The organism is Anaerophaga thermohalophila DSM 12881 (genome assembly GCF_000191885.1).
Taxonomy (GTDB): Bacteria; Bacteroidota; Bacteroidia; order Bacteroidales; family Marinilabiliaceae; genus Anaerophaga; species Anaerophaga thermohalophila.
In genome coordinates this window covers 1-25,653 of sequence record NZ_AEWI01000019.1, presented here as the reverse complement: position 1 = coordinate 25,653, position 25,653 = coordinate 1, and the positions used below count along the sequence as shown (strand labels likewise).

Annotated in this window: 31 protein-coding genes; all 31 read left to right on the top strand. The window is 36.5% G+C overall.

The genetic code is table 11. The annotated features are described in order from the left end of the window. Window positions 1-957: 957 nt before the first annotated feature. Entirely contained in the window at window positions 958-1,278 is a 321-nt protein-coding gene (locus tag ATH1_RS0107350; protein WP_010419579.1) for a DUF6922 domain-containing protein, read from the top strand. Beyond that, entirely contained in the window at window positions 1,233-1,484 is a 252-nt protein-coding gene (locus tag ATH1_RS19190; RefSeq protein WP_010419577.1) for a nucleotidyl transferase AbiEii/AbiGii toxin family protein, read from the top strand. The genes ATH1_RS0107350 and ATH1_RS19190 overlap by 46 nt, the downstream gene beginning before the upstream one ends. A gap of 720 nt (window positions 1,485-2,204) precedes the next feature. Further along, entirely contained in the window at window positions 2,205-2,330 is a 126-nt protein-coding gene (locus ATH1_RS22775) for a DUF6922 domain-containing protein (RefSeq protein ID WP_425358286.1), read from the top strand. A 306-nt stretch (window positions 2,331-2,636) separates the two neighbouring features. After that, entirely contained in the window at window positions 2,637-2,810 is a 174-nt protein-coding gene (locus ATH1_RS21410; RefSeq protein WP_010419575.1) for a hypothetical protein, read from the top strand. A 117-nt stretch (window positions 2,811-2,927) separates the two neighbouring features. After that, window positions 2,928-3,776 (top strand): ABC transporter permease, encoded by an 849-nt coding sequence (locus ATH1_RS0107335; protein WP_010419572.1) that lies wholly within the window; start codon window positions 2,928-2,930, stop codon window positions 3,774-3,776. Window positions 3,777-3,997: 221 nt separating this feature from the next. After that, window positions 3,998-5,278: an ABC transporter ATP-binding protein gene (locus ATH1_RS0107325; protein WP_010419566.1), complete on the top strand. Its 1,281-nt coding sequence runs from the start codon at window positions 3,998-4,000 to the stop codon at window positions 5,276-5,278. Next, complete coding sequence (locus ATH1_RS0107320) at window positions 5,278-5,850, top strand: class I SAM-dependent methyltransferase (RefSeq protein WP_010419564.1); 573 nt, start codon at window positions 5,278-5,280, stop codon at window positions 5,848-5,850. The genes ATH1_RS0107325 and ATH1_RS0107320 overlap by 1 nt, the downstream gene beginning before the upstream one ends. Window positions 5,851-6,081: 231 nt before the next feature. Further along, window positions 6,082-7,206, top strand: coding sequence for a glycosyltransferase (locus ATH1_RS19185; RefSeq protein WP_010419560.1), 1,125 nt, complete (start codon window positions 6,082-6,084; stop codon window positions 7,204-7,206). Window positions 7,207-7,659: 453 nt separating this feature from the next. After that, window positions 7,660-8,097 carry a hypothetical protein gene (locus ATH1_RS0107295; protein WP_010419555.1) on the top strand — a complete coding sequence of 146 codons (438 nt, stop codon included), beginning with the start codon at window positions 7,660-7,662 and terminating at the stop codon, window positions 8,095-8,097. A gap of 104 nt (window positions 8,098-8,201) precedes the next feature. Continuing rightward, a complete protein-coding gene (locus ATH1_RS19180; RefSeq protein ID WP_010419552.1) occupies window positions 8,202-8,789 on the top strand; it encodes an AbiH family protein in 588 nt (195 codons plus the stop codon). A gap of 121 nt (window positions 8,790-8,910) precedes the next feature. Continuing rightward, on the top strand, window positions 8,911-9,318 hold the full coding sequence (locus ATH1_RS0107285; RefSeq protein WP_010419549.1) for a nucleotidyltransferase substrate binding protein: 408 nt from the start codon (window positions 8,911-8,913) through the stop codon (window positions 9,316-9,318). Continuing rightward, a complete protein-coding gene (locus ATH1_RS0107280; RefSeq protein WP_044115029.1) occupies window positions 9,291-9,635 on the top strand; it encodes a nucleotidyltransferase family protein in 345 nt (114 codons plus the stop codon). The genes ATH1_RS0107285 and ATH1_RS0107280 overlap by 28 nt, the downstream gene beginning before the upstream one ends. A 5-nt stretch (window positions 9,636-9,640) precedes the next feature. Beyond that, a complete protein-coding gene (locus ATH1_RS0107275; RefSeq protein ID WP_010419546.1) occupies window positions 9,641-9,886 on the top strand; it encodes a hypothetical protein in 246 nt (81 codons plus the stop codon). 133 nt (window positions 9,887-10,019) lie between these two features. After that, window positions 10,020-10,421, top strand: coding sequence for a hypothetical protein (locus ATH1_RS0107265; protein WP_010419543.1), 402 nt, complete (start codon window positions 10,020-10,022; stop codon window positions 10,419-10,421). Window positions 10,422-10,657: 236 nt separating this feature from the next. Continuing rightward, the gene (locus ATH1_RS0107260; protein ID WP_010419540.1) at window positions 10,658-10,885 is read left to right on the top strand and encodes a hypothetical protein; all 228 of its coding nucleotides are present in this window, start codon (window positions 10,658-10,660) and stop codon (window positions 10,883-10,885) included. Beyond that, entirely contained in the window at window positions 10,866-11,171 is a 306-nt protein-coding gene (locus ATH1_RS0107255) for a type II toxin-antitoxin system RelE/ParE family toxin (RefSeq protein WP_010419538.1), read from the top strand. Before ATH1_RS0107260 ends, ATH1_RS0107255 begins: the two co-directional genes overlap by 20 nt. Before the next feature lie 226 nt (window positions 11,172-11,397). Further along, window positions 11,398-11,745 (top strand): hypothetical protein, encoded by a 348-nt coding sequence (locus tag ATH1_RS0107250; protein ID WP_010419533.1) that lies wholly within the window; start codon window positions 11,398-11,400, stop codon window positions 11,743-11,745. 66 nt (window positions 11,746-11,811) lie between these two features. Further along, window positions 11,812-12,876 carry a glycosyltransferase family 2 protein gene (locus tag ATH1_RS20105; RefSeq protein WP_010419531.1) on the top strand — a complete coding sequence of 355 codons (1,065 nt, stop codon included), beginning with the start codon at window positions 11,812-11,814 and terminating at the stop codon, window positions 12,874-12,876. Window positions 12,877-13,264: 388 nt separating this feature from the next. Continuing rightward, window positions 13,265-14,074 carry a glycosyltransferase family 2 protein gene (locus ATH1_RS0107240; RefSeq protein ID WP_010419529.1) on the top strand — a complete coding sequence of 270 codons (810 nt, stop codon included), beginning with the start codon at window positions 13,265-13,267 and terminating at the stop codon, window positions 14,072-14,074. 45 nt (window positions 14,075-14,119) lie between these two features. Then, complete coding sequence (locus ATH1_RS0107235) at window positions 14,120-15,283, top strand: acyltransferase family protein (RefSeq protein WP_010419527.1); 1,164 nt, start codon at window positions 14,120-14,122, stop codon at window positions 15,281-15,283. Between the two features lie 306 nt (window positions 15,284-15,589). Next, window positions 15,590-17,056, top strand: coding sequence for an IS4 family transposase (locus ATH1_RS19170; RefSeq protein ID WP_010419525.1), 1,467 nt, complete (start codon window positions 15,590-15,592; stop codon window positions 17,054-17,056). 141 nt (window positions 17,057-17,197) lie between these two features. Next, window positions 17,198-18,040 (top strand): glycosyltransferase family 10 domain-containing protein, encoded by an 843-nt coding sequence (locus ATH1_RS20100; RefSeq protein WP_010419523.1) that lies wholly within the window; start codon window positions 17,198-17,200, stop codon window positions 18,038-18,040. A gap of 239 nt (window positions 18,041-18,279) precedes the next feature. Further along, complete coding sequence (locus tag ATH1_RS0107220) at window positions 18,280-19,443, top strand: glycosyltransferase family 4 protein (protein WP_010419520.1); 1,164 nt, start codon at window positions 18,280-18,282, stop codon at window positions 19,441-19,443. Then, window positions 19,440-20,414, top strand: coding sequence for a glycosyltransferase (locus ATH1_RS0107215; protein ID WP_010419517.1), 975 nt, complete (start codon window positions 19,440-19,442; stop codon window positions 20,412-20,414). The genes ATH1_RS0107220 and ATH1_RS0107215 overlap by 4 nt, the downstream gene beginning before the upstream one ends. Beyond that, window positions 20,407-21,402: a glycosyltransferase family 2 protein gene (locus ATH1_RS19160; protein ID WP_010419514.1), complete on the top strand. Its 996-nt coding sequence runs from the start codon at window positions 20,407-20,409 to the stop codon at window positions 21,400-21,402. The genes ATH1_RS0107215 and ATH1_RS19160 overlap by 8 nt, the downstream gene beginning before the upstream one ends. Further along, window positions 21,399-22,589: a glycosyltransferase family 4 protein gene (locus ATH1_RS20095; RefSeq protein ID WP_010419512.1), complete on the top strand. Its 1,191-nt coding sequence runs from the start codon at window positions 21,399-21,401 to the stop codon at window positions 22,587-22,589. Before ATH1_RS19160 ends, ATH1_RS20095 begins: the two co-directional genes overlap by 4 nt. A gap of 106 nt (window positions 22,590-22,695) precedes the next feature. Continuing rightward, entirely contained in the window at window positions 22,696-22,926 is a 231-nt protein-coding gene (locus tag ATH1_RS21100) for a hypothetical protein (RefSeq protein ID WP_139035298.1), read from the top strand. A gap of 734 nt (window positions 22,927-23,660) precedes the next feature. Next, window positions 23,661-23,981: a nucleotidyltransferase domain-containing protein gene (locus tag ATH1_RS0107195; RefSeq protein ID WP_029164007.1), complete on the top strand. Its 321-nt coding sequence runs from the start codon at window positions 23,661-23,663 to the stop codon at window positions 23,979-23,981. Between the two features lie 159 nt (window positions 23,982-24,140). Further along, window positions 24,141-24,374 (top strand): type II toxin-antitoxin system VapB15 family antitoxin, encoded by a 234-nt coding sequence (gene vap15, locus ATH1_RS0107190; RefSeq protein ID WP_010419505.1) that lies wholly within the window; start codon window positions 24,141-24,143, stop codon window positions 24,372-24,374. Then, on the top strand, window positions 24,349-24,774 hold the full coding sequence (locus tag ATH1_RS0107185; protein WP_010419502.1) for a putative toxin-antitoxin system toxin component, PIN family: 426 nt from the start codon (window positions 24,349-24,351) through the stop codon (window positions 24,772-24,774). Before vap15 ends, ATH1_RS0107185 begins: the two co-directional genes overlap by 26 nt. A 159-nt stretch (window positions 24,775-24,933) precedes the next feature. Continuing rightward, a complete protein-coding gene (locus ATH1_RS21405) occupies window positions 24,934-25,194 on the top strand; it encodes a hypothetical protein (protein WP_156062755.1) in 261 nt (86 codons plus the stop codon). Window positions 25,195-25,653 lie beyond the last annotated feature (459 nt).

Here is a 25,653-nt window from a genome sequence, read left to right as displayed (position 1 = left end):
CAAAACACGGAACTCGGAACTCGGAACTCGAAATCCAGAACCCGCAAAACCCAAAACTCTGAACTCGAAACCCGGAACCCTGGAACTCAGAACCCTGTCACACACCCCCTGACCCCCTAAAGGGGGAACGGCCAACCCGTAAAACCCAACCCCCAACTCAGAACACAAAACACAGAACCCTGAACCCGGAACTCGGAAACCCGGAACCCGAAACCCGGAAACCCAATAAATCAATCAACCAATTGACGAATTTCCCCCTTCCCTCGCCATAAAATTTCCTTTCGATATTACTCCTTTCACCGAAACTTCTGTATTTTTGCATCGTAATAAAATGATGACTTTTTTCAGGCATGGGTGGTCAACTGTGGGTCACCGTGCCGAAGGCGTGGAATGAAGCAATTCATTATTTCACAGAGTTTTCATCCGCATAAAATTAACTTAAGTTATTGGTCTGATGGAACTCGCATGATTGAGTTTTATACATGTTCTTGTTGTGGTATGCCTTGTCAGGCCCGTTTTATCTTACATTTAATAAATTGTTACGACTGTTAGAATTGTTAAAGTTGTTAAAGTTGTTAATGTTGTTAAAATTGTTAGTTGTTAGTTGTTAGAATGTTATAAGTTTTATCACATTAGCTAACAATCTAACATTCTAATGATCTAATAATCTAATGACCTAATGACCTAATGACCTAATGACCTAATGACCTAATGATCTATTAAGGCAAACCTTCCCATGCTCGTTTCAATTTGAAAAAATCTGATTTTAAATGTTACACAAAATACAGTCCAACCAGGTACATTGGAACTTCTGACCAGGTTGCAGTCTGAAACTATATTGAACAATTTCTGTCTTGCCGGCGGCACATCATTGGCCCTGCAAATTGGACACAGGTAATCCATTGACCTCGATTTGTTCACAACAAATGATTATTATCTTTAACCAATACCAGTAACATGTCAGCCAATAAAAGTAATAAAGCCCAAATCGTTTCTCAACTATCAGACCATCTGTTCTGGGATATTAATAAAGAAAAACTGGATATTGTCAAAAGTAAGAAGACAATTATTCAAAGAGTTTTGGAGTACGGCCTCATTAAAGACTGGAAATTACTACAGCAAATCTACAGCCTGCAGGAAATAGAGGCAGTAGCTACAAAAATACGGGACCTCGACCCCAAAACTGCCAGTTTTATTTCGCTTATTTGCAACACACCTGTTGAAAAATTTACATGTTATACCTCGAAACAATCGATGCCGCAACACTGGAACTTTTAAAACAATTACAGGCAAAACCGGCATTTAAAAATTTGCGGCTGGTTGGTGGCACTGCGCTGGCTCTACAAATGGGCCACAGAAAATCTATTGATCTTGACCTGTTTGGAAAAGTTGATGCTGATGAGTTTGAAGTTTTAAATCAAATGAACTCCCAATCATGCTCATACAACAAGATTGGGAACAAATTAAACAATATATCAAATTAGTAGTGGCCCAATACCTACAGAATCTATAATGAGTGCTGTATAAAAAGCATATTTTTCTCTGTGAATCTCTGTGATGTGCTCCGTGCACTCTGTATAACTAATTGAAAAAATAATACTAGCGACAGCAAGTATTGAATTCAGTTTTTCCAAAGAATTAATTCATAGATGCCCTCTTTTTAATACGGGTGCGCTATATAAGAAAAGCTCTGAAAACGGCTATGAGCCCAGTCTAAAAAGCATCTTTGTTGCCAAACTGGTTGTTGTTTTAAATTTTTGCATCCTCATTAACAACAAGTTAACTCCGGTACAAAAATTTAAAACGCCTTGATTTTGACAAAAATATGCTTTTTATACTGCACTCAATTATTAAATTCGCGTAATACGTTCAATTCGTTCACCACAGATAAGAATGGCGTAGCCATTTTCAGATAACCGGGCGACCGCTTGCTTACAAAAACTTAGGTTGTAAAAAATATCTCCGCGAATATGCGGAGAAACACGAAACGCATAACCCTGTCGCACACCCCCTAACCCCCTAAAAGGGGAACCGCCAACCCGCACTCAGAACCCTAAAAACGGAACCCTATTGAAAAAGCGAATCAATCTTAGACTATGATATCTAAGCAAGCTGAAAAAGCTTCGTTTCTCGTTGATGTCAACCTTTCCAAAAAATTCTGAAAAATGGAATTATCTGAACTGTCACAACACCTTTTTTGAGGTATCGACAAAAACAAAATAGATAGTGAAAAGCATAAAGCGCTGATTATTGAAAGAGTAATGAACAGAGGTGATTTAAATGATTTAAAAATTCTGTTTCAGACCTACGGCATTAAAAACATAAGGTAAATGCCGGTTATTTAGATAAAAAAACCCTTAACCGGGCTGCTTTGTTTTTCATCCGTATAAAATTTAATTATAAAGGGCGGATGGAACTCGCATGCAAGAACTTATACATGTTCTGTTGTGGAAAATCTATTTATGCTCATTTCATCTTAAATCTTATATCTAAAAATCTGATAATCTATTAAGGCAAACTTTGCCATGCTCGTTTCATTTACGCTGACCAGTTCCATAATAAAGAAAATTCACCTCTAATTGAGAATATCAAAAAAAAGGGTATTGAGATCGTTTAGCTTCCAAATGTAAATATCTATGAACTATAACGAAGACCCAACATACATCGAGCTAAAGGCTCTTGCCGAAAAATACCCGGAGAACACTCTGCTTCAGCTCAAACTAAAATATTATCGTCCATATCCCCCAACCGATATATCGGACGATGATATACTTTACGAAGCGCTTAAAGAGAAATACAAGAATCTGTGAAATCTGTGGACAATTAACGTTGCGCAAGCAACAACGCGGCACGAAGTGCATAAGAAATTCAAAAAATTGTTGACAATAACAAACCGTTGCGCAAGCAACCCACCTCACAAATAACCAATGGCTGAAAATTACGAACTCATCATCCGCCCCAAGCGACATGCATTCGATATCAATTTTAAAGAGTTGTGGCAATACCGCGACTTGCTCAATATGTTTGTGAAACGCGATGTGGTCACCGTGTACAAACAGACCATCCTCGGCCCTATCTGGTTTGTGGTGCAACCCATCCTCACCACCGCCATTTATATCCTGGTGTTTGGCAATATCGCCAAGATTAGTACCGATGGTGTCCCCGGCGCCCTCTTTTACCTGTCAGGAGTGGTCCTCTGGAACTACTTTGCCGAGAGTTTCAACACCACCTCCAAAACCTTCAAGGAGAATGCCGATATCTTTGGTAAGGTCTATTTCCCGCGACTCATCATGCCCTTGGCTAAAATTACCTCGGGACTCATAAAATTCGGGATACAGTTTGTCTTTTTCCTGGCCGTCTATGCCTTTTATCTCATTACGCAAGAAACCAGTGTACAACCCAACATGCATATTTTGTTGCTGCCCCTGCTGGTGCTCCTGATGGCTATGTTCGGCCTGGGCGCAGGTCTCATCTTCACCAGCCTCACCACCAAATACCGCGACCTCACCTTCCTCATCCAGTTCGGGGTACAACTACTCATGTATGCCACGCCGGTGATTTATCCGCTCAGCACCATACCCGAAGGGAAACTTAAAATGCTCATCATGGCCAATCCCATCACCCCGCTCATGGAGACATTCAAATTTGCCTTCCTGGGTGCCGGCCATTTCAGCTGGATGAGCTTAGGATACAGTATCGTCTTTGCAACGACACTGCTGACAGCTGGTATCGTGGTATTTCATAAAACAGAAAGAAACTTTATTGACACTGTGTAAGTCCACAAATGAATTTTACGGCTGCGCCGTTTTGTTTGCTGTCACCGAATGACACGAATGAACACGAATGAATTTTAAATCTTCGACTTTAATATTTGTTCCGAAGTAATATTCTTTAAGAACTGCTTGCAGTTCTTTTAATTCGTGTAATTCGCGCCATTCGGTGACAAAAAAAAGTTGCGCAGCAACCACCCGAAGGGCAAAATAATTAGTTGAAAAAAATGAGCAATACAGTAATCAAAATAGAAAACCTTTCCAAAATTTACAGATTAGGTGAAATAGGCACCGGTACTCTAAGCCATGACCTCAACCGCTGGTGGCAAATGAATATCCGCGGCAAAGACGACCCCTACGCTCTCGTGGGCGGCGTCAACGACCGCACCGCCAAGGCCTCCAAGGGCGAGCATGTCGCTGCTCTCAAGGACATCAACCTGGAAGTGAAAGAGGGCGAAGTGCTGGGTATCATCGGGAAAAACGGTGCCGGTAAAAGTACCCTCCTGAAAGTGCTGAGCCGCGTCACCTCCCCCACCACCGGTGTCATTAAAGTAAAAGGCCGGCTCGCCTCACTTCTCGAAGTGGGAACAGGTTTTCACCCCGAAATGACCGGCCGCGAAAACATCTACATGAATGGCACCATCATGGGCATGCGCAAGTGGGAGATCACCCGCAAGCTCGACGAGATCGTGGAGTTTGCCGGCGTGGCCAAATACCTCGACACCCCCGTGAAACGCTACTCCAGCGGCATGAAGGTTCGCCTGGGCTTTGCCGTAGCCGCCCACCTGGAACCGGAAATCCTCGTGGTGGATGAAGTGCTGGCCGTGGGCGATGCCGAATTCCAGAAAAAGGCCATCGGAAAAATGCAGGATGTAAGTACCAATGATGGTCGGACGGTGCTGTTTGTGAGTCATAATATGCAGTCTGTATCTACTTTAACAGAAAGAACAGTTGTGATGGAAAGAGGTGAAATTTTTTTTACAGGAACAACGGATAAAGCAATTAATTTTTACCTGCAAAATAATGCAGCATCTGAAAATTATTTTTCAAATAAACCCAAGTCGGACAAACCATATATAAAATCAATAAAAGTTAATACTTCAATGCAAGGAGCAACACATGAAATAATGAAACCCCTTGTTTTTGAATTTGTAATAAAAATACCGAAACCCATTAAATCAGCTGCCTTATCTTATCAAGTAATTAACTCAAGAGGCATTCCAGTAATGCATGTTTTAGTACTAAACGAAGAACAAGAATTTGCAAATGAAGTAGGGGAATATATATTAACATCCAAAATTCCCAAAAGTAGATTATATCCAGATACATACAGCTTAAAAGTTCATTTTGCAGACAAATTTTCTAAGACAAAATTTGAAACACTAGAGCAAGTGTGCCAATTCGAGGTAAAAGTATTAGGCGAAATACGTGATTATTATTGGTATAACAGCCATGCTACTTTCATTGAAGATAATACATGGGAAATAACTAAAAGCAAAAATTCTTAATGAAAAGCAAAAAAGAACAACAGGAATACTATGAACAATTTCCTAAAAGATTAATTCTTGATTACGTTCATGGAAACAAAAGAGTGGAGGCTGCAATATTATTTGCCTTACAAAATCTTGAAACAGATATTCAAAATGTATTAGATATAGGTTGCGGAATTGGATGGTCCAGCCATGAAATAGCAATTAATAGTAATGCAAAAATACTTGGCATTGACTTAAGCAAGAACTCAATAAGCACAGCCAAAAAACTTTTTAAACATCCAAATATAGAATTTCAACATAAAGATATAACCACCATGACATCAACCCAAACTCCAAAGTATGATTTAATATTGCTGATTGATATATTTGAACATATACATCCCGAAGAAAGAAATAATTTCTTTAATATAATTAAAAACCTTTTATCCAAAAAAGGAAAAATAATTCTTACCTGTCCAACAATACACCATCAAAACTTTTTGGAGAATAAGCATCCTGAAAATCTGCAACCAGTAGATGAAAAAATAGATATAAAAACATTAATAGAGTTTTCTGAAAAAACTGACACAGAATTATCTTTTTTTTGATATGCGTAGCATTTGGAATAGGTTTGATTACTTCCACTCAACATTAACAAAAAAACAAAACTTTGTACCTCAGTCAGATTCATCTGCAAAAATAACCTATTTGCTTGAGCCGATTCCGGATAGAATTAAACGAATAAAAGAAAATGAATTCGATAAGTATTTAAATATCGATTTCTTAAAAAAAGAATCAAAAAAACACCTCATTAATAGATATATAAATAAATTGTTTAAATGAAAAGTAAGAACATAGCAATTATTTCACCAAATAAAAACGCCTATTCCGAGACTTTTATCCAAGCTCATAAAAACCTAAAGGGTAATATTTTCTATTATTACGGAGGCTTCATCCCTCAATATCTGGAAAATTATGGATATATAGGCCCAAAAATGGACATTAAACACAGAGCATTCCGCTTTTTCAAAAGAAAATTATTCGCAAGTTATTTGCTCAACCCCATAGAACAAAGTTTTGCAAAATCCTTAAAAGAAAATAATATAGAAGTAATTTTAGCAGAATATGGAACAGCTGGTGCAGATATTCTGCCAATAGCTAAATTTCTTAAAATACCCCTCTTTGTGCATTTTCACGGATATGACGCATCAGTTAAAGAAGTTATATCCCAAAACATGGAGAAGTACAATAACATGTTTGATTATGCATCTAAAGTATTCGCTGTCTCAAATATAATGAAAGAAAAGCTAATAGAAATGGGATGCCCTGCTAATAAAATTATTTTAAATACTTATGGACCAAACAGTCGGTTTCTTAAAATAAAACCAACCTTTTCAGAACCAAGATCATTTGTAGCAATTGGCCGTTTTGTCAATAAAAAGGCTCCCTATTACACAATTTTAGCTTTCAAAAAAGTAACATTAAAATACCCGGATGTCAAACTCTATTTTGGCGGTGAGGGTGAGTTATTAGAAGTAAGTAAAAATCTTATTAGGGTATTTCAGCTGGAAAACAACATTGAATTAATGGGACGGATTACACCGGAAGAATTTGAAGCCCTCCTTTCAAAAGTATCAGGCTTTTTGCAACATTCAATTACAGCTGAAAATGGCGATATGGAAGGAACACCGGTAGCTGTATTAGAAGCCAGCGCAGCAGGAATACCCGTTATCGCCACCAGGCACGCAGGCATTCCTGACGTTATTTTAGATGGAAAAACCGGGCTATTGGTGGATGAACATGATGTGAATGGTATGGCTAACAAAATTATGGAAATTATTGAAAATCCTGAAAAAGCCAAGAAAATGGGAGCTGCCGGAAAGGAGAGAGTAAAAGAAAATTTTACTATGGAAAAACATCTAAAAACCATTGAGAATACATTATTAGCAACAAATAATAACTAACAACATTCCAGTTCTGCCAAGCCTGTAGGCCTTAGTTTCAATGCCATCATCTACCATGATCGCCCACAAGACGGCAAAATGGGCCATTCGTTTTACAAAAACCTACCCTACACCCGTGCCCTGTTGAGTGCTAAAGCCACGCAACCCCCTAAAAGAACATTCTTACTTAGAAAAATATTTACAGACTACATCGCTTATTACATTGCCTACATGGGAAAGAATAAGCATTTGAAAACGATTATTCAGAGTGATATTGCAGCATTAAAATTAAGAAGGAAAGTTCTACAAAACAAAAAGAAACAAAACACTAGAAGGGCTTTTTTGTAATGCAATTAAATTGGTCCAAAAAACGGAGAAATCATTTCCTGGAAAATGCAGATCTCAAATATCTGCTTATAGTTATAATGTGTACACTGGATATTATCTGGAAACGACTCAAAATATAAGAATATAATGAAAACAATATTAGTAAATAAAGGACGCGCCAGACAAGGCAAATCAGAATCCATAATCAAAACTGCTCAACTTTTGCAGCAAAAATATCCCAATGCTAAAATAGAACCAGCAAACATTGACTACACCCAGCAGGATATTAAGTTGATAATGACAATCGATGACATTAAAATAGGCATTGAAAGTAAAGGAGATCCTAATAGCCGACTACCCAAAAGTTTGGATGATTTCTCAAAAAAGGATTGTGATATCATTCTCTGCTCATCAAGAACTTCGGGTTCAACGGTAAAAGCAATAGAAGAATTAAAAAAAACAGGCTATGAGGTAATCTGGACTTCAAACGCACGGTCAAAACCTCACCGAATAAAATTAAATAATTTGACGGCCAACTATTTTTTTACCATTATCGATCACTTAATAAAAAACTCAAAGCAATGAGCAAAATGATATCAGAATTACGGTGGAAGATCACTACATGAGTGAAAAATGCTATGAAAACATAACCGGATATATTTATTTTTATACATTAAAAAAATAATTTAATGCCCCACCTCTACCTCACCGGCAATGGTTTCGATCTGCACCATAATATGAAGTCGTCCTATAACCATTTCAGGAAATATCTCCTGTCGGTTGATCCTCAACTTGTGTTAATGCTTGAGGCATTTATCAATTGCAGGAATCTATGGGGTGATTTTGAGAAAAGTCTGGCGTTCCTCGACCGGGAAAGGGTTATGGAGACTGTAGATGCCTTTTTACCAGAGATGCAGCCCGATTCAGAAGACTTCAAAGCAGCTGATTTTTATTTAGCCACCGGTCAGGTTAACAGTATTGTATGGTCATTTACGAATAGGTTAAAATATCGGTTCTTTAAATGGATACGCTCGCTTAACTACACAAAAGGACATAGAAATAAGTTGCTGAATATTGATGCCAACGCTTTTTTCATAAATTTCAATTATACGCCTTTAATTGAAGATTTATATGACATCCCCCGTCGATGTGGATTTGCAATCCACATCGCACAAAGAAACGGATTTAAAATCCGGAAATCCCCGCCGGTTCGGATATACCATCCCCACCCTCTTAACCGGGGCCATTCCGCAAAGTCAGGATTTCACTCCAAGTGAAGCCCTGACTAAACCAGATACCACCTGCGGACACCAAAAGTTGCGAAGTACAAGCAGCCCGCAGAACAATCCCAAAGGGCAATAACAATCACCAATTAATCTATTTTAATCCGTAAAATCTATGGACAAACCCAATGACATCCGCTGGCAACAACGATTTCAAAACTTTAATAAAGCTTTTCAATACCTGAAGGATACCCTAACAATAAAAGAGCCGTCAGATGCAGAACGTGCAGGCATTATACAGTTTTATGAGGTGGCCTTTGAACTGGCCTGGAAAACACTCAAAGATTTCCTGACAGCCGAAGGATTCTCGGTAAAAAGTCCTCGGGAAGCTTTAAAAACAGCTTTCCAAAATGATTACATCAACAATGGAGATTTGTGGATAAATGCTCTGGACAGCAGAAATCTTTCTGCACACACCTACGATGAAGCAATGGCCAAAGAGTTGGTCGAAAACATAAAAACAATATACTTTCCACTCTTAGAAGACTTTGACGAATGGGGAAAACAACAAATAAACGAGTGACCATCCCGGGGATTGATAACCGGAACATGGAACTCATCATCAACAGTCTGAAACAGTTCCCCGAAATTGAATCTGCTATCGTGTTTGGATCCAGAGCTATGGGCAATTTTAAGAATAGTTCAGATATCGACATTGCACTAAAAGGTAATGGCATTAATCAACTGACATATACCAAACTGTCAGGAATTCTTAATGATGAGCTTCCCCTGCCCTGGTATTTCGACGTTATCCCCTTTGATATAATCGAAAACAACAGCCTTAAAGATCATATTAACCGTGTGGGTATTGAATTTTACAATAATGAGAACAACTCATAGGCACAATGACCAATAAATCTGTGTTCATATTTGCCATCTGTGGACACCCCGTCGATGTGGATTTCTTTGACAAGCAAAGCAGCAGAGCTAAGCGACAAGCCACATCGCATAAAGAAACGGATTTAAAATCCGGAATTCCCAACTGGTGCGAATATACCATCCTCACCCTCATAACCGGGACCATTCCGGGAAGTCAGGGTTTCACTCCAAGTGAAGCCCTGACTAAACCAGATACTCGCCAATCCAGGTGAGTATTGCCAAATTCCCGGGCAATACTCACACCCCGGCTAATCCATCTTAAAAAACAATAGAATCAGTCCAATGCCCTTGTTCTTTTCTTCATAATTTCCTATTTTGGAACCATCAATAACAAACACTTTTAATATGAAGACCAACAATTTAATCAACATAAACCCGGCATCCAAAAAAGTTTCTGCCTTAAATAAGGCTTACAAGACGTTTCGTGATGAAATTGACAGATACGCCAATCAAAACCAAATATCCGACAAAGAATTACGAATCATAAAAGAGGCTCTGGACAAAGTTTACCAAAACAAGAAAATGACCTATTTCCTTGAAGAAAAAACCGGGCATTTTAATAAGTATATTGAAGATGCTTTTAACTCGGCTCTTGGCAATATTGAAAACCCGGAATCCAACAAAGAACCCGTCGATATGGATTTCTTTGACAAGCAAAGCAGCAGCGCTGAGCGGCAATCCACATCGCACAAAGCAACGGATTTAAAACCCGGAAATAAAAAGCATTCATATTTCTGCTCAGCTTAATTTCAAGTAAATTAGTTGCTTCAAAATGCTCAGCACAGGCATTTACTCGAGTAAACCCGCCATTCCCTTTAAGGGTTCCCGGCGTCGGTTCAGGCTGGTAACTGTATTCCTCTGAACCGACAGACATATTGTAAATTTCTTTTGAAAATTAATTGACATAACAGATAGAACAAAATCCAACAATTGATACCCATCAGCTGATTCTAAATTTGTATCTTTGTTAAAAAGCAATCATTATGAAACTTACCGTTAACATAAAGGACCGAGGAAAAATTGCAGCATTTCTGAACTTAATTAAAAAGATGGACTACATCGAAATTATTGATGTAAAAGAGGATTTTGAAGAAATGCCCTCAGAACACCGGGTCTTATTGGATAAAAGACTGCAAAAAATTAATGATGGAGAAACAACTTTCAAAAATTGGGATTTGATTAAAACAAAATATGAAAGTAACGAAATTTAGTATTGAAATATCAGACGAAGCAGAAATTGACTTTGATAAATCTTACGAATACTATTTTGAGGAAAGCCCCAAAGTAGCAAATGCTTTCTTTAAAAGAATCAATATAAGTCTTGAGGATATAAAACAAAACCCTTTTACGTTTCCAATTGCCCACAAAGAAGTAAGAAAATATCTTGTACGTAAATTCCCGTTTGTTATTTATTATCAGATAGATAATTCGACAATTAAGGTCGTCGCCATTTTTCATACAAGCAGAAACCCGGAGATATGGAATGAACGAACATAGAGCACAACAGGTCGCACATAAAAATTGTAAATCCCCGCTGGTGCGAATATACCATCCCCCTCCCCCCTCTTAACCGGGATCATTCCGGAAAGTCAGGGTTTCACTCCAAGTGAAGCCCTGACTAAACCAGAAAAAATAGCATTACAACGGCCCCCGGCTACCCATCGAATTTAAAAGAATTGCACAAGACGGGAGACTGACCCTGGTTATTTCGCCCGGCGAAAAAATGATAAAAACATTTTATGCCGTCACAGAATACCCGAATATCCGGGAAGCTGTAAACGAACTCGCGCGACGCGAGGGGTGCCCCTCGCGTCACATTGGCTATTATTGTTGTAATACAAATTCTTTTTCCCCCGAAAGCTTTGCATACAAAAACCAAATAAAAGAATGGCACCAAAATCACAATAATTTCGATGCGTTTTTATGGACCAACCTTCCTGAAAAACTTAAAGTCATCAATCCATCAAGGCCGGATCTCGTAAACAAGAAGGATATTTTAGGATATTTGAATAATCTGGAAGCTCAAACTAAAGAAAGAGCAAGGGAATTTTTCAGAATGTGCCGGAGGTGATTGAGACGAGGTTAAGTGACACGGAACTAAAGAGGAAATAATTAAAAAAGAACTTTTTCTTAAAGAATGGATAATAAGCATACAATTGAGAATAATCCTTTGGTATCTGTAATAATACCAGCCTACAATCGGGAAACACTTATAGGAGAAACACTTGATTCAATTCTGACACAAACTTACCCCAACTGGGAATGCATCATTGTTGATGATGGTTCAACCGATCACACGATTGATGTAATTGAAAAATATACTAAAAAGGATAATAGGTTCCGTTTATTTAAACGAAATAGAGAACCAAAAGGGGCACCCACTTGCAGAAATATTGGCTTAGATAAAGCCAAGGGAGAATATGTGATTTTTTTGGATTCTGATGATATTTTGTTTCCGCATGCATTAAAAAACAGAGTCAATTTTTTGCGCCAAAACCCTGAAATAGATTTTTGCATATCTAACGGATTGAGAGGAAAATACCCCATTAGTCAGGAAAGCGAATATAAACTTATATCTACCTATAAATCCAAAGACGTTTTAAAAGAATTTTTTAACATTACACCTCCTTGGGTTTGTTTAAATCCCACTTACAAAAGAAAAAGTTTATTTGATAACAATATAATTTGGGATGAAAAGATCAAAGGATTTCAAGACATCGATTTTCACACCCAGACAATAGTAAAACAATTACAATTTGAATATATCAACGATGCGCCCGATTGCTTGTGGACATCACACGACAACGGAAATATCGGAAAGACACTCTCAAAAAACGGAATTCATTTTGAACAAAAATTGTATATACTAAATAAATACAAAGACCTTGCTACACACAGAAAAGCTATTGAATTGTTGGTATTAAACATACTGCATTTATACTATAGTGTTTCTATTCCTGAGAAAGCAATGGCTCCACCTGTAAAAATCATTAAAAGTTCTTGTGTCAGTATTAGTGGTTTTGCCTTAATACTATTAAAATTGTACCGCCTATCATTCAAAAAAAAAGTCCCTATATTACCAAGAATCATAAGAAGAATCATCTTGTTAACAGGCAATAAAAAATTAATAGAGCAAAGGATTAACACACATTTTCTTAAAAAAGAATATACTGAAAGGATCCCAAATAAAGTTCCTCTATAACCTACTAATGACACAGACTTTAAATAGTTACAAATAATTTTATAGCAAAGTCATACTCAAAAACAACTTCAGCAGAGCACTGCCCCTTTGCTAATTATATGAACCACTTTTTCTCAACACTTATTGGAAATGATTTTGAAGATCAGCATCATTATTAACAACCTGCCCCAATTCATCCAAGGGGACACAGAACCAGCTGCACTATTTCATCTATGCCAATCATCTGTGTAATCTGCGGACACCCAAAGTTGCGAAGCAACCGCCCGAAGGGCAAAAATTCGTATAATTGACAACATCATAATTGTCTTTTTAAGAAGTCATCGAACTCCTTCCAGTCGTTTCGTCGACCCAAAAAACATTGCGAAGCAATCAATAATTCTTGACCTCAATGACCAAAACACCAAAACTCTCAATAATCACCGTCAACCTCAACAACGCTACCGGGCTGCGCAAGACCCTCGACAGCGTTGCCACCCAAACTTTCACCGATTATGAACACCTCATCATCGATGGTGGAAGTACCGATGAAAGTGTAGAAGTTATAAAAGAATACGAAAAACAATACAACGGTATTGAAAATGGCCTTTACTGGGTGAGCGAACCGGATAAGGGAATTTACAATGCGATGAATAAGGGGATAAAAGTGGCTAAGGGGGAATATTGTTTGTTTTTGAATAGTGGGGACTGGCTGATAGAAGATTCATTAAAAGATTTATTTAAGCACAATTTTAATGAAGACATAATATATACTAATTGCTATTTTTTGAAAGATAAGATTAATAATTACATTCCTGAAATATTTCCAAATCCCTCAGAGCTAAGCTTTGATTTCTTTTTGCATGATATGATTTGTCATCAAGCAATTTTATTCAAACGGTTTTTTTTTGATAATTTTGGATGGTATGATGAATCATATAAAATAGCCTCCGATATTAAAATAGTTACAACAGCGATAGTTCATGGGAACGCCACCCTGAAAAAATTAGATACATTTCTTTGTATGTATAATCATGATGGTTTATCTGCCTCAAATCGATCGCTTTATGAACAAGAGAAAAAGCAAATTTTCAGCCAGGAATTTCAGTTTTTTTATAAGGATTATGTTGTTTTTGATAAAATGCGGTATGAATTAAAAGCCATAAGAAACCACTTTCTAATTAAAACATTAAAAAAAATAAGAACGATTTTTCAGAAGTAATATAAAACCGTTTGACTTCATAACTGAAAGTATTTAAAAGTTCAAATGTCTACTCCTAATAATAGTAAAGTTTACTTTCCCTCCTTAAATGGCATTAGAGCAATTGCTGCCATGATGGTTTTTATATTCCATATCGAGTATTTAAAAAAGTCATTCAATGCCTCCAATTTTTTTAACACTCCTTTTATTCAAAAAAGTGGAGACCTCGGTGTAACTCTATTCTTTGTGTTAAGTGGTTTCCTGATAACCTTCTTGTTACTAAAAGAAAAAGAAGCCACAAAAACCATTAGTATAAAGCAATTTTATTTTAGAAGGATATTAAGAATCTGGCCATTATATTTTTTAATACTAATACTGACTCTCTTTTTTGAAATTCAGTTAAATAGCGAAAATTTTAATTATAACTTTTTCCCAACCAAACTTGCTTTATATACAACCTTCTTCGCCAATATTGCCTATATCTTATACAGCGCAGGGGGATTCCCTTCTCAACTATGGTCAGTAAGCAGCGAGGAACAATTTTATGCTATATGGCCACATCTAATTAAATATAACCTCATCCGGTCGCCATGGTTTTTACTATCTATTGCATTATTGTATGCCATCATCCGGTTTACCCTGGTTAAATTAAACAATGTCCTTTCACTGGAAATTTTTAGTGGGATTGACCTTATTTCCTTTTCCTGGAAATTTATGGAGCGATTTAGAATAGATTGTATGGCTATTGGAGGTACTGGTGCGATTCTTTATTTCAATAACTTACACCACAAAAATTTATTTAAAATAATTTATCAAAAAAGCATTCAATTGGTGGTCTATTCAATTCTTGTTTTTTTACTTATAGTGCCAACATCTTTTTTAGGTCTTTTTGAAGACTTTGTTTTTAGCTTCCTTTTTCTCTTTTTAATTATCAATATATCGACAAACAAAAAGAGCCTTTTTAACCTTGAATACCCCTTATTCAATTTCTTGGGTACCATCTCTTACGGTATTTACATCTACCAATTCCTTGTTTTTAAATCCTTAGAGTATTTAGCCATAAAACTGAGTGTAATTAATGATAAATGGTTTCCTACAGTTTACGCTATTTTTTCTTTAGTGTTAACTGTTTTAATAGCATATCTATCATATCAGTACTATGAAAAACCTTTTTTACATGTAAAAGAAAAATTCGCAAAAGTAGTTAGTGGTAATAAGGCTAAGTATTAATTTAGCTATTATTCAAAATATTACGCACCATTAAAGCATCTAATTGTAATTTCCAAAACAAAGGATAGTGAAAAACAACATATCAAATCATCATATTAAAGTATTAGTCATAAATTGGATACAAAGAGGCTTTTATAGTTATACTCCTAATAGTTCAGGGGTATTTAATAATTCAAGTTTCCCACTTCTGTAAGCCTTGAAAAAAGGGGATAAAAAATAAGAAAAAGCAGTGGTTTTTATGATTTAATTTGCTATATTTGAGGTAATTACAAGACAAAAAGCAAAATCATCAACAAACCACTACTTATGTCATCAAAAATAGGAAAATTAAGCGAATTAGAAAACGTTCTATGCCATAATGAAAGTTTGCACAAGGCCGTACTCAACCCGATATCAGCCTTTAAAATTGGTCGGTTTTTGGGCTTATTTGAGACCGCCAAAAAGCGTGGATGGCGGGTTTCTATTCTTATTGTTTCACTTTTGCTGTTCCGATTAAAAGGTGAATCTACCCATTCCGGACATAAAAGTATTTCGTTTTTACCCAAAATTGATGATAACGCGTTTTACCGATTGATGAATAATTGTATGATGAATTGGCGCGGGTTACTTTACCGTTTTGCCAGAGAATTTAAAAGAAATGTTGAAGAAAAAGGCGATCCGGTTTCCGAACCAAAATGTTTTGTGATTGATGATACCGACCTAAATAAAACTGGCAAAACATTTGAATTCATGGGGCGGGTATTCAACCATATCACAAGGAAATATATATTTGGATTTAAATTGTTATTGCTTGGATACTGGGACGGTAAAAGTCTTATTTCTACCGATTTTTCTTTGCACCGTGAAAAAGGAAGCAAAGGTACTTACGGCATATCAAAAAAGGAGGCTAAAAGACGATTTGCCAAGGAAAGGGATGTTAAAAGCAAGGGAGCAAAGCGGGTTAAAGAACTAGACATATCTAAAACCCAAAATTGCTTATCGATGATAAAGCGTGCCATAAGACATGGTTTTATTGCAGATTATGTATTGATGGACAGTTGGTTTGTCAATGATACTATAATTGCCGGTATCAAATCGATTAAAAACACTTGCCTATATGTATTGGGCATGTGTAAATTAGATACCCGCAAATATGAAATTGATGGCAAAAGTCTTAATGGCAGAGAGTTAATTGCAAGATATGCAAGAAAAAGGGGTTGCTATTCCCGGAAGCATAAGTCACACTATATCTCTCTGGTGGTAGACTACAAAGGGAATCCTGTTCGTCTTTTCTTTATAAAGTACAATCATTCGAAGAATTGGACATTACTATTAACAACGGACTTAACCCTGAGTTTTGTGCAAACGCTGGAACTTTATCAAATACGTTGGACCATAGAGGTTTTGTTCAAAGAATGCAAGCAGTATCTGAGATTGGGGCAATCTCAAAATACTGATTTTGATGGTCAAATCGCTGATGCAACTTTAGCTTTGATAACTCATACAATATTAACGCTTAATAAACGATTTGAAGATTATGAGACAACCGGAGTCATTTTCCGACAAGTGCAGCAGGATTTATTGGAACTAACTTTATATGAAAGACTACTGCGCATATTGGCAAAGGTGGTTTTGGTATTGGCCGATATATTTGGTATTGATATTATTGAAGGAATGGAAAAAATGATTAACAACGAAAATATTCCTCAACAGCTCATCAATGTAGTGATGGAATTAGATAAAACAGGCGATAACCCAATGAAAACGACCGAAACAGGCGTCATCGCCGCATAAGTCTTACCCACAGATATTTACGCTTTTGTTTAACACGAATTATTCAATTTAACATACCACATTATATGGGGCGTAGAAAAGTGGGAAACTTTAATTAATAACTGCCGTTTTATACTTGAAGAAGATTTAAAAAATAGTGAAATGTACGATGTAGCTTTAGTTATAGGCTATCCTCCAAAAGATTTGGAATTAAATTGCGCAAAAGAAAACACTATACTTATTACGCAAGAACCTCCTATTAAACACTATGCATGGATTAAAAGTTCTTTTGACGACTTTGGCCATGTATTGACCTTGTATAATTCATCACATAAACACGTAAACAACGCTTATCCACTGCTACCTTGGCTAATTGATGAAACTTATGACCATCTGCTTTCAAAACAAGGGAATCCGTTAAACAAGCAAGACCAAATTAGCTGGATTACAAGCAATAAAGATTTCTCAAATGGACATAAAGACAGGCTAAATTTCAAAAATCATATTGATAGCATCGGCTTCAATTATCATCTCTACGGCAAAGGATTTAATCCAATCTATAATAAAGCTGATGCATTATGGAGTTACAAATATACTTTAGCCATTGAAAATGGCAGCTTTTATAACTATTGGACAGAAAAAATAGCCGATGCATTTTTAACCTATACGATGCCAATTTATTATGGATGTCCTAACATTCTGGAATATTTTCCTAAAGGTTCCTTTATTCCAATTGATATTCAAAATCCTAAAGAAGCAATTTTAACCATACAAAAAGCAATTAATTATGATTTGTACAATAAAAATTTAAAAAAAATCATTGAAGCTCGCAACCTTGTACTAAACAAGTACAGTTTTTTCCCTGCAATCACTGAATTTATAACTAATACTGCTGATATAACAAAAAAGGGTAATTGCTATATTCCTAAAAATAATTGGGGTAAGCAAAACAGTTCGTTTTTATCAACTCTTTACAATAAATGCAAATTAATTACAGCAAAATGATAATAAAAAGAAAGGTCATATCATTTGGAGATGGCTATGACGTAGCAACTATATTACGCCGCTTTAGACTGAACTCTTGAAACTATCATTTTTGTTGGTAATGGAAACTTTGATAGAAGGCAGAACTTATCAATTCAATTTTATTAAAAAAGAATATGCGGGCCATCCACCAAACTTTAATAAGCAGAATTAATTAAATTGCTTTAAAGTTACCTATCATAAATAAAACTAAAAAGTAGATGAAAATTCTTTTTATATCACACGACGCATCTCGAACTGGTGCTCCCATTTTACTCCGTAATTTCATAAAATGGTTACATCAAAATACTGAACACAAGGGAACTTTGATTTTGCGGATTGGTGGTATATTAGAAACAGATTTCAATAAATTAACTAATACACATATATTTTACCCTAAATGGTACAACCATTACCCGACAATTATTAAACGCCTTTTAAATAGGTCAGGTTGGTATAAACAGAGACTTAATCACTATCACAATGAGCTTTTAAGGAAACTAAAAAAAGAAAATTTTGATCTGATTTACTCCAATACCATCGTAAATACAGATGTGCTTGAATTCCTGAAGACTCTTCATATTCCAGTAATAACTCATATCAGGGAATTAGAAACAACCATCAATCATTATGGCGGTAGGCAACTCATAGAAAAATTAAACAGCCAAACGACAAAATTCATTGCAGACAGTTACTCTGTAAAAGTAAATCTTATTGGTAAACACAAAATTGCGAAGGATAAAATCTCTGTTGTACATGAATATGTTGAAATTCCTGAAAGACTGCCGGAAACATCCGTAAAAGAAAGAATTCGTCAAAAACACAATATTCCTGAAGATACTTTCATTGTTGGAGCATCAGGTGGTGGTTTATGGAGAAAAGGATATGATTTATTTATCCAAACAGCTATCGCCACCTGTAACCAGCCAAATCACCAAAATACATATTTTATATGGGTCGGCGATTTTAAAGAAAAGGATGAAGTTCAATTGCGCTACGACATTGAAAAATCAGGATTAGAAGACAAAATCTTGTTTGTAGGGACACAAAAAGAACCACTTAATTACTTCTCTTTATTCGATGTTTTTATACTTGCTTCGAGAGAAGAACCTTTCGGCATTGTAGGCATGGAAGCCGCCCTATTCAATACACCTATAATTTGTTTTGAAAAAGCGGGGGGTATGCCTGAATTTGTTGGAAATGATTGTGGTCTTACCATCCCATACCTAAATATTCCTAAAGTAGTAGAAGCCATTAATTTCTTCAAAGAAAATCCACAAAAAAGGGAAGAAATGGGGAACAATGCCAGGAATAAAGTATTAAAAGAACATAGTCTGGAAACAAAGTCCAAAGAAATCTTAAATATAATTGAAAACTTCCAATGAACAGTATTATTGTCTGTCATCGCCAACCAGCATTATTGAACCAATTCAAAAAAAATATTACTGCAACAATAGGTTCAGAATATGAGTTTATTGTTATCAATAATACAGCAAATGACTACAACATATTTCAAGCATACAATCTGGGTGTTAAGCAAAGTAAGGGAGATATTCTCTGCTTTGCCCATGAAGACATTCTTTTTCACACACAGGACTGGGGACAAAAACTTGACGCCCATTTTAAATCAACCCCCGATATTGGCTTAATTGGAACCATAGGCGGGACTGCCTTACCTGCTTGTCCTGCTCCCTGGTGGAACAAACATCCGTTTAACCAGCACTTTCTTAATATTATCCAACATTGGAGAAAAGGGGATAATATTCACCGCTGGGAAGAAAACATCCCTCTCAATAAAGAGCAAACCATTGTCCATCATAAAAGTAATCCTTACCGAAGCCAATATAGTGAGGTTGCTGCCGTTGACGGTCTGTTTTTTGCAATACCCCGTCATTTATTTGATTCAATAAAATTTGATGAGGATACATTTTCCGGGTTCCATGGATACGATATTGACACTTGTCTTCAGGTACAGAATGTTGGGTACAAAGTAGCAGTGGTTCATGACATTTTAATAGAACATTTATCTAAAGGAAATCCAAATGAACAGTGGAGTAACGAATCAATTGTACTGGCACGTAAATGGAAAAGCTCACTGCCAATTGTTGTGAAATCCAAACATGAAATTTCACAAAAGGACAAAGACATTTACACAATAAATTTGTTGCTTACTTTCTGTTACTGGTCCATGAAAAACATTTCGGATAAAAAAATAAGAGAAGTAATTAAAGAATTTATACCTCAGAATAAAAACTTCTTATCGCAAAAACATTATTTCTTATGGCTTTGGAGTTTTTTAGGTTATAATATTTCCCGAATACTCTTCAAATTGACCAAATCTCTTATTCATGAGTAACCATCCATTAGTTTCAGTTGGCCTGGCAGTTTATAATGGCGAAGAATTTATAAGTAGAGCCATAAAAAGTGTACTGGCTCAAACCTTGAAAAACTGGGAACTAATAATAGTCAATGATGGCTCAACCGACAATACATTATCGGTTATCAAAAGTTTCTCTGATAAGCGAATTAAGGTTATTGATTTACCTCAAAATGTAGGTGTCACTGCTGCCCGAAATCATTATTTAAAATATTCAAAAGGAAAATATATTGCTGTAATTGATAGCGATGACGAGTGGTATCCAACCAAACTGGAAAAACAAGTTAATTTCCTGGAAACAAATAAAGAGCATGTTGTTTGTGGCACTTTTGCCAACAGAACAAATGGTAGTACAGGATATATTTGGCAGTATCCGGTTAATGATGAAGATATAAGAATCAGGCTCTTGTGGGGCTCTTCTATTATTCACTCCAGCATACTTATCTGCAAGTCGATTTTGGATAATAATAATCTCAATTATGATTGTAACCAGATACAAGCGGAAGATTATAAATTAATTTGTGAATGCACCAAATACGGCAAAGCGTTCAATATTCCGGAAGTATTACTCAATTACTATGAACATCGAATGCAGCTTACCACAAAAAAGCTTGAGCAAGCAGAACACTCAGCAAAAGCAGCTTGGTATTATATTAATAATGTGATTGGTATAAGTATTAGCGATAATTATTTCCATTCTTTTTTTCAACTTTTTATTTATCAATCAAAACTCAGTAAAAAAAACATCAGCAAAATATCATATTTATTAAAATTAATTTTAAACAATCCAAATAAATGGTTTAATACAAAAAAACTACAAAAAAGCATTTCAGCCAGGTTTTATATCATTTGTTCACTAACCTCCCTCCCTCTCATCAACATATTACGCTACAAGTCAAAAAATTTAATAAGCTATAAGCAAGCAGGAAAACTTTTCATTAAGCGAATTATAACGATCAGAAAATGAAACTAGGCTATTTCACCCATTCCAACATCTCCCCCTCCGAAACGTTTATTCAAGATTTAGTAAAAGCCTTGAATGAAGACAATGAAATTGACCTAACCCTATTTGGAGGAAACAAGCCCCATTACATTAAAGGCATTGATAACTTAAAACTCATTTCCACAGGCTATGCACAGAAAGGATATAAAAACTCCTTCCGCCTTTATAAGCTGGGTCAAATGTTAGGAGGCAAAGGCAATCTTTATAAAAACCGATATCAGCAAAAAAATGCTTACAAAGCATTAAAATCAACCATTAAACCTTCGGACAAACCGGATGTAGCCTATATCGAATACGGTACATCGGCAGTACTTTGTTATCAGTATCTTTTAGAAAACAATATTCCCTTCGTATTTCACGTGCATGGTTACGATGTCACCTCGGCACTTAACGACGCTACCTATAAAACAGAATTACAGAAGGCTTTTAAATATGCACAGAGCATCATTGCTGCAAGTCATTATATTAGGAAAATATTAGTCTTAGCAGGTTGTCCCAATGAAAAAATAAAGGTTATACGCATAGGCATTAACGCCAATAATATTAATCCCCAAAAATGGAATGAACGATTAAAATATGAACCTTCAATTGTTTATATTGGGCGCTTAACAGCTAAAAAACATCCAATCGCCTTAATACATGCATTTAATATTGTACAACAAAAAATACCATCTGCCAAACTTACTATTATTGGAGGGGGTGAGTTGGAAGAAGAAGTAAAAAATTGCATAAAAGATTTAAAACTCACCAATAAAATTGAAATGTTAGGAGTTTTAACCAGAGAACAATCCTTTCCTATTTTGAATAAACATTGGGTTTATGCACAGCATAGTGTAACAGCCAATTCTGGTGATCAGGAAGGGTTTGCCATTAGCCTTGCAGAAGCAGCCTTACATGAAATACCCGTAGTTTCGACCTATCACAATGGTATTCCCGAAAATGTGATTGACGGTAAAACCGGACTATTGGTAAAGGAGTTTGATTACGAGGCCATGGCTGAAAAAATTATCTACTTGCTCCAAAACCCCGAAATAGCAAAACAGATGGGTAAAGCCGGACGTCAACACATCCTTGAGTTGTGCGAGCCGGGGAAAAGAGTGAAGAAAATAAAAGAACTTCTTTACAAAGCTGCAAACAAGACACAATATTAAAATTAAAATTTCATCCCCTACTTTAAGTATACCCCGCAACTCTTAACAAATCGCCGCATTAAGTAAAAAAAAGTAGTCGGTATTTCTCAATACCAAGAAACTTCTCATGTCTGATAACCAACAGGAAAAACATTTCTTTGAAGATTCCCTCTTCATGCTTCTGAAGGTGATAGGCAACAAAGACATCCGGTATGCCAACCAGCTCTATAAAAAGTACCTGAAAGGACGATACATCCCCTCCCCTTACCAAAATCATTCCACCCGGCCGTACCTGATGCTATACAAGTTGCTTGGATTTAAGGGGGCGGAGATGGCAAGGAGAGTATTAGGCAAGTAGGAATTAGGAAAGTAGGAATTAGGAAATCAGGTCAGTAGGCTAATAGGGAATTAGAAGCCGCGGAGCGGGGACAAAACAATAAAAAAATATTATTGCACAGGGCCTCCCCGAACTGCGGAGCGGTGACAGAGTAAAACGATAGACTATTAGGTCAACAGGCCGACAGACAATAAAGGTGCTGAAAGATTAAGGCCACTGCTACGATCACAATCAGTACGTGCGAGGGTGCTCCCCCTTTAGGGGGACAGGGGGTGTGCGAAAGGGAAGGATAATACGAATCATTAAAGCTAATTGACCCCTCCCTTCACCCCTCTAACTCCCCTAAAGGGGAGAACCGGGCTAACCCGCAAGCCACAATAAATTTAACCATACGATTATGTCAATTTAATAGAAATCGCGCGACGGACGTACCCCCTTTAGGGGGCCAGGGGGTGTGCGAAAGGGAAGAATAATACGAATCATTAAAGCTAATTTTCCCCCTCCCTTCACTCCTCTAACTCCCCTAAAGGGGAGAACCAGGCTAACCCGCAAGCCACAATAAATTTAACCATACGTTTGTGGCAACTTAAAAGAAATCGTGCGCTGGAGGTACCCCCTTTAGGGGGACAGGGGGTGTGCGACGGTAAATGCAAACAAATGTTCCAAAATACCCCCCCCCTAAGCGCTTTGAACTTTCAGCTAACCTCTAAAATATTTGGATTCCATTATTTTATCAAGTTCATTATATTTGTTTTATGACAAATAAAGACCACATATTGCAAACGATTATTCAGACCGTTAACAATACGGCCCCTGATTCTGAAGTTTATTTGTATGGTTCCCAAGCCAGTGGAACTGCAAAAAATATTTCAGATTGGGATTTGCTAATCTTGCTTAATAAGCCCAATGTCCCATTTGAATTCGAGACACGTTTTATGAATGCTTTCTATGAGTTAGAGCTGGAAACAGGCGAAGTCATTGCACCTTTGATTTATTCAAAAAAGGATTGGAGTTCAAATCATTCGATTACTCGATTATTCGGGAACATAAAAAAAGAGGGAGTCAGACTAAAATGACAGGCACCAAAAAATATCTGATCAACTATAGAATTGCAAGTTTGATTTTTGCAGATAGTTGCACATCGCAATAGATAATTTATGAATAATGAAGGTTAAAGGCATTGTTATAGTTACCCGGTTTTTGTATCTTTGAATAAACCATAAAACGCCAGAAACATGCAAACTATTAATATAGAACTCAACAAAAACCAATTTCTTAAATCCATCAGAAAGTTGGATGAGAAGGACAAATTGGAGATTTATGAAGAATTAAAGAAATCCTTGTTCCCCAAACGTTTTGAAAGGCTTCTTAAATCGACACGAACCGATGAACTGTCTTTTGAGGAAATAACAAAGGAAGTAGAAGAAGTCAGACAAAAAAGATATGAGGAAGGAAAGCAAGACCGATAAAGTTATTATCGATACTAATATCTGGATTTCCTTTTTAATTGGTAAACATTTAAAGGGTTTACATTATATTATCGCTTCTGATGTTATAAAAATAATTACATGTAAAGAACAGTTAGCCGAATTATATGAAGTTTTTCAAAAGCCAAAAATCCGTAAATATTTCACCACATATCAAATCCATGAGTTTTTTGATTTATTGGATGATTGTAGTTTATTGATTGAGGTAGAATCAAATGTTGATATTTGCAGAGACCCCAAAGACAATTTTCTTCTTGCTTTAGCTAAAGATGCAAACGCCCATTTTATTATTAGCGGGGACAATGATCTTCTGACTCTTGAATCTTTTGCCTTAGCCAAAATAATCTCCTACAAAGAATTTGAAGCATTTTTCCTCACATAAAGTAATCTGATCATCTAATCTTTTAAGGCTATCGTAGGTTTCAAACCATTAACCGGGCAGCTTTGTTTTTCAATATTGAGTGCAGTATAAAAAGCATATTTTTGTCAAAATCAAGGCGTTTTAAATTTTTGTACCGGAGTTAACTTGTTGTTAATGAGGATGCAAAAATTTAAAACAACAACGAGTTTGGCAACAAAGATGCTTTTTAGATTGGGCTCAATATTAAAAAATCCGATTTTAAATGTTACACAAAATACAATCCAAAGAGGTACATTGGAACTTCTGATCGAACTGCAATCAGAAGAAACATTGAACAATTTTTTTCTTGCCGGTGGTATGTCACTTGCCTTACAGATAGGCCACCGACAATTCGTTGACCTGGATTTATTCACAACGGATGATTTTGATGTTGGTCAGTAGGATGATAGGTCAATAGGTCAATAGGTCAATAGGTCAATAGGTTAGTAGGTCAATAGGTTAGTAGGTCAATAGGTTAGTAGGTCAGTAGGTTAGTAGGTCAGTAGGTTGATACTTTATGCATGCGAATGTGATAATATAAAAGAAACCGTGCGCCAGCGGTACACCCTATAGGGGACCAAGGGGTGTGCGACGGGAAGGATAATACGAATCATTAAAGCTAATTTCTCCCTGCCTTTCACCCCTCTAACTCCCCTAAAGGGGAGAACCGGGCAGCCCGCAGTCCACAATAAATAAACCATACGGTTGTGGCAATTTAAACGAAATTGCGCGTTGGAGGTACCCCCTTTAGGGGGCCAGGGGGTGTGCGGAAGGGAAGGATAATACGAACTATTAAAACTAATTCTACTCCCACCTTCACCCCACTAACTCCCCTAAAGGGGAGAACCGGGCTAACCCGCA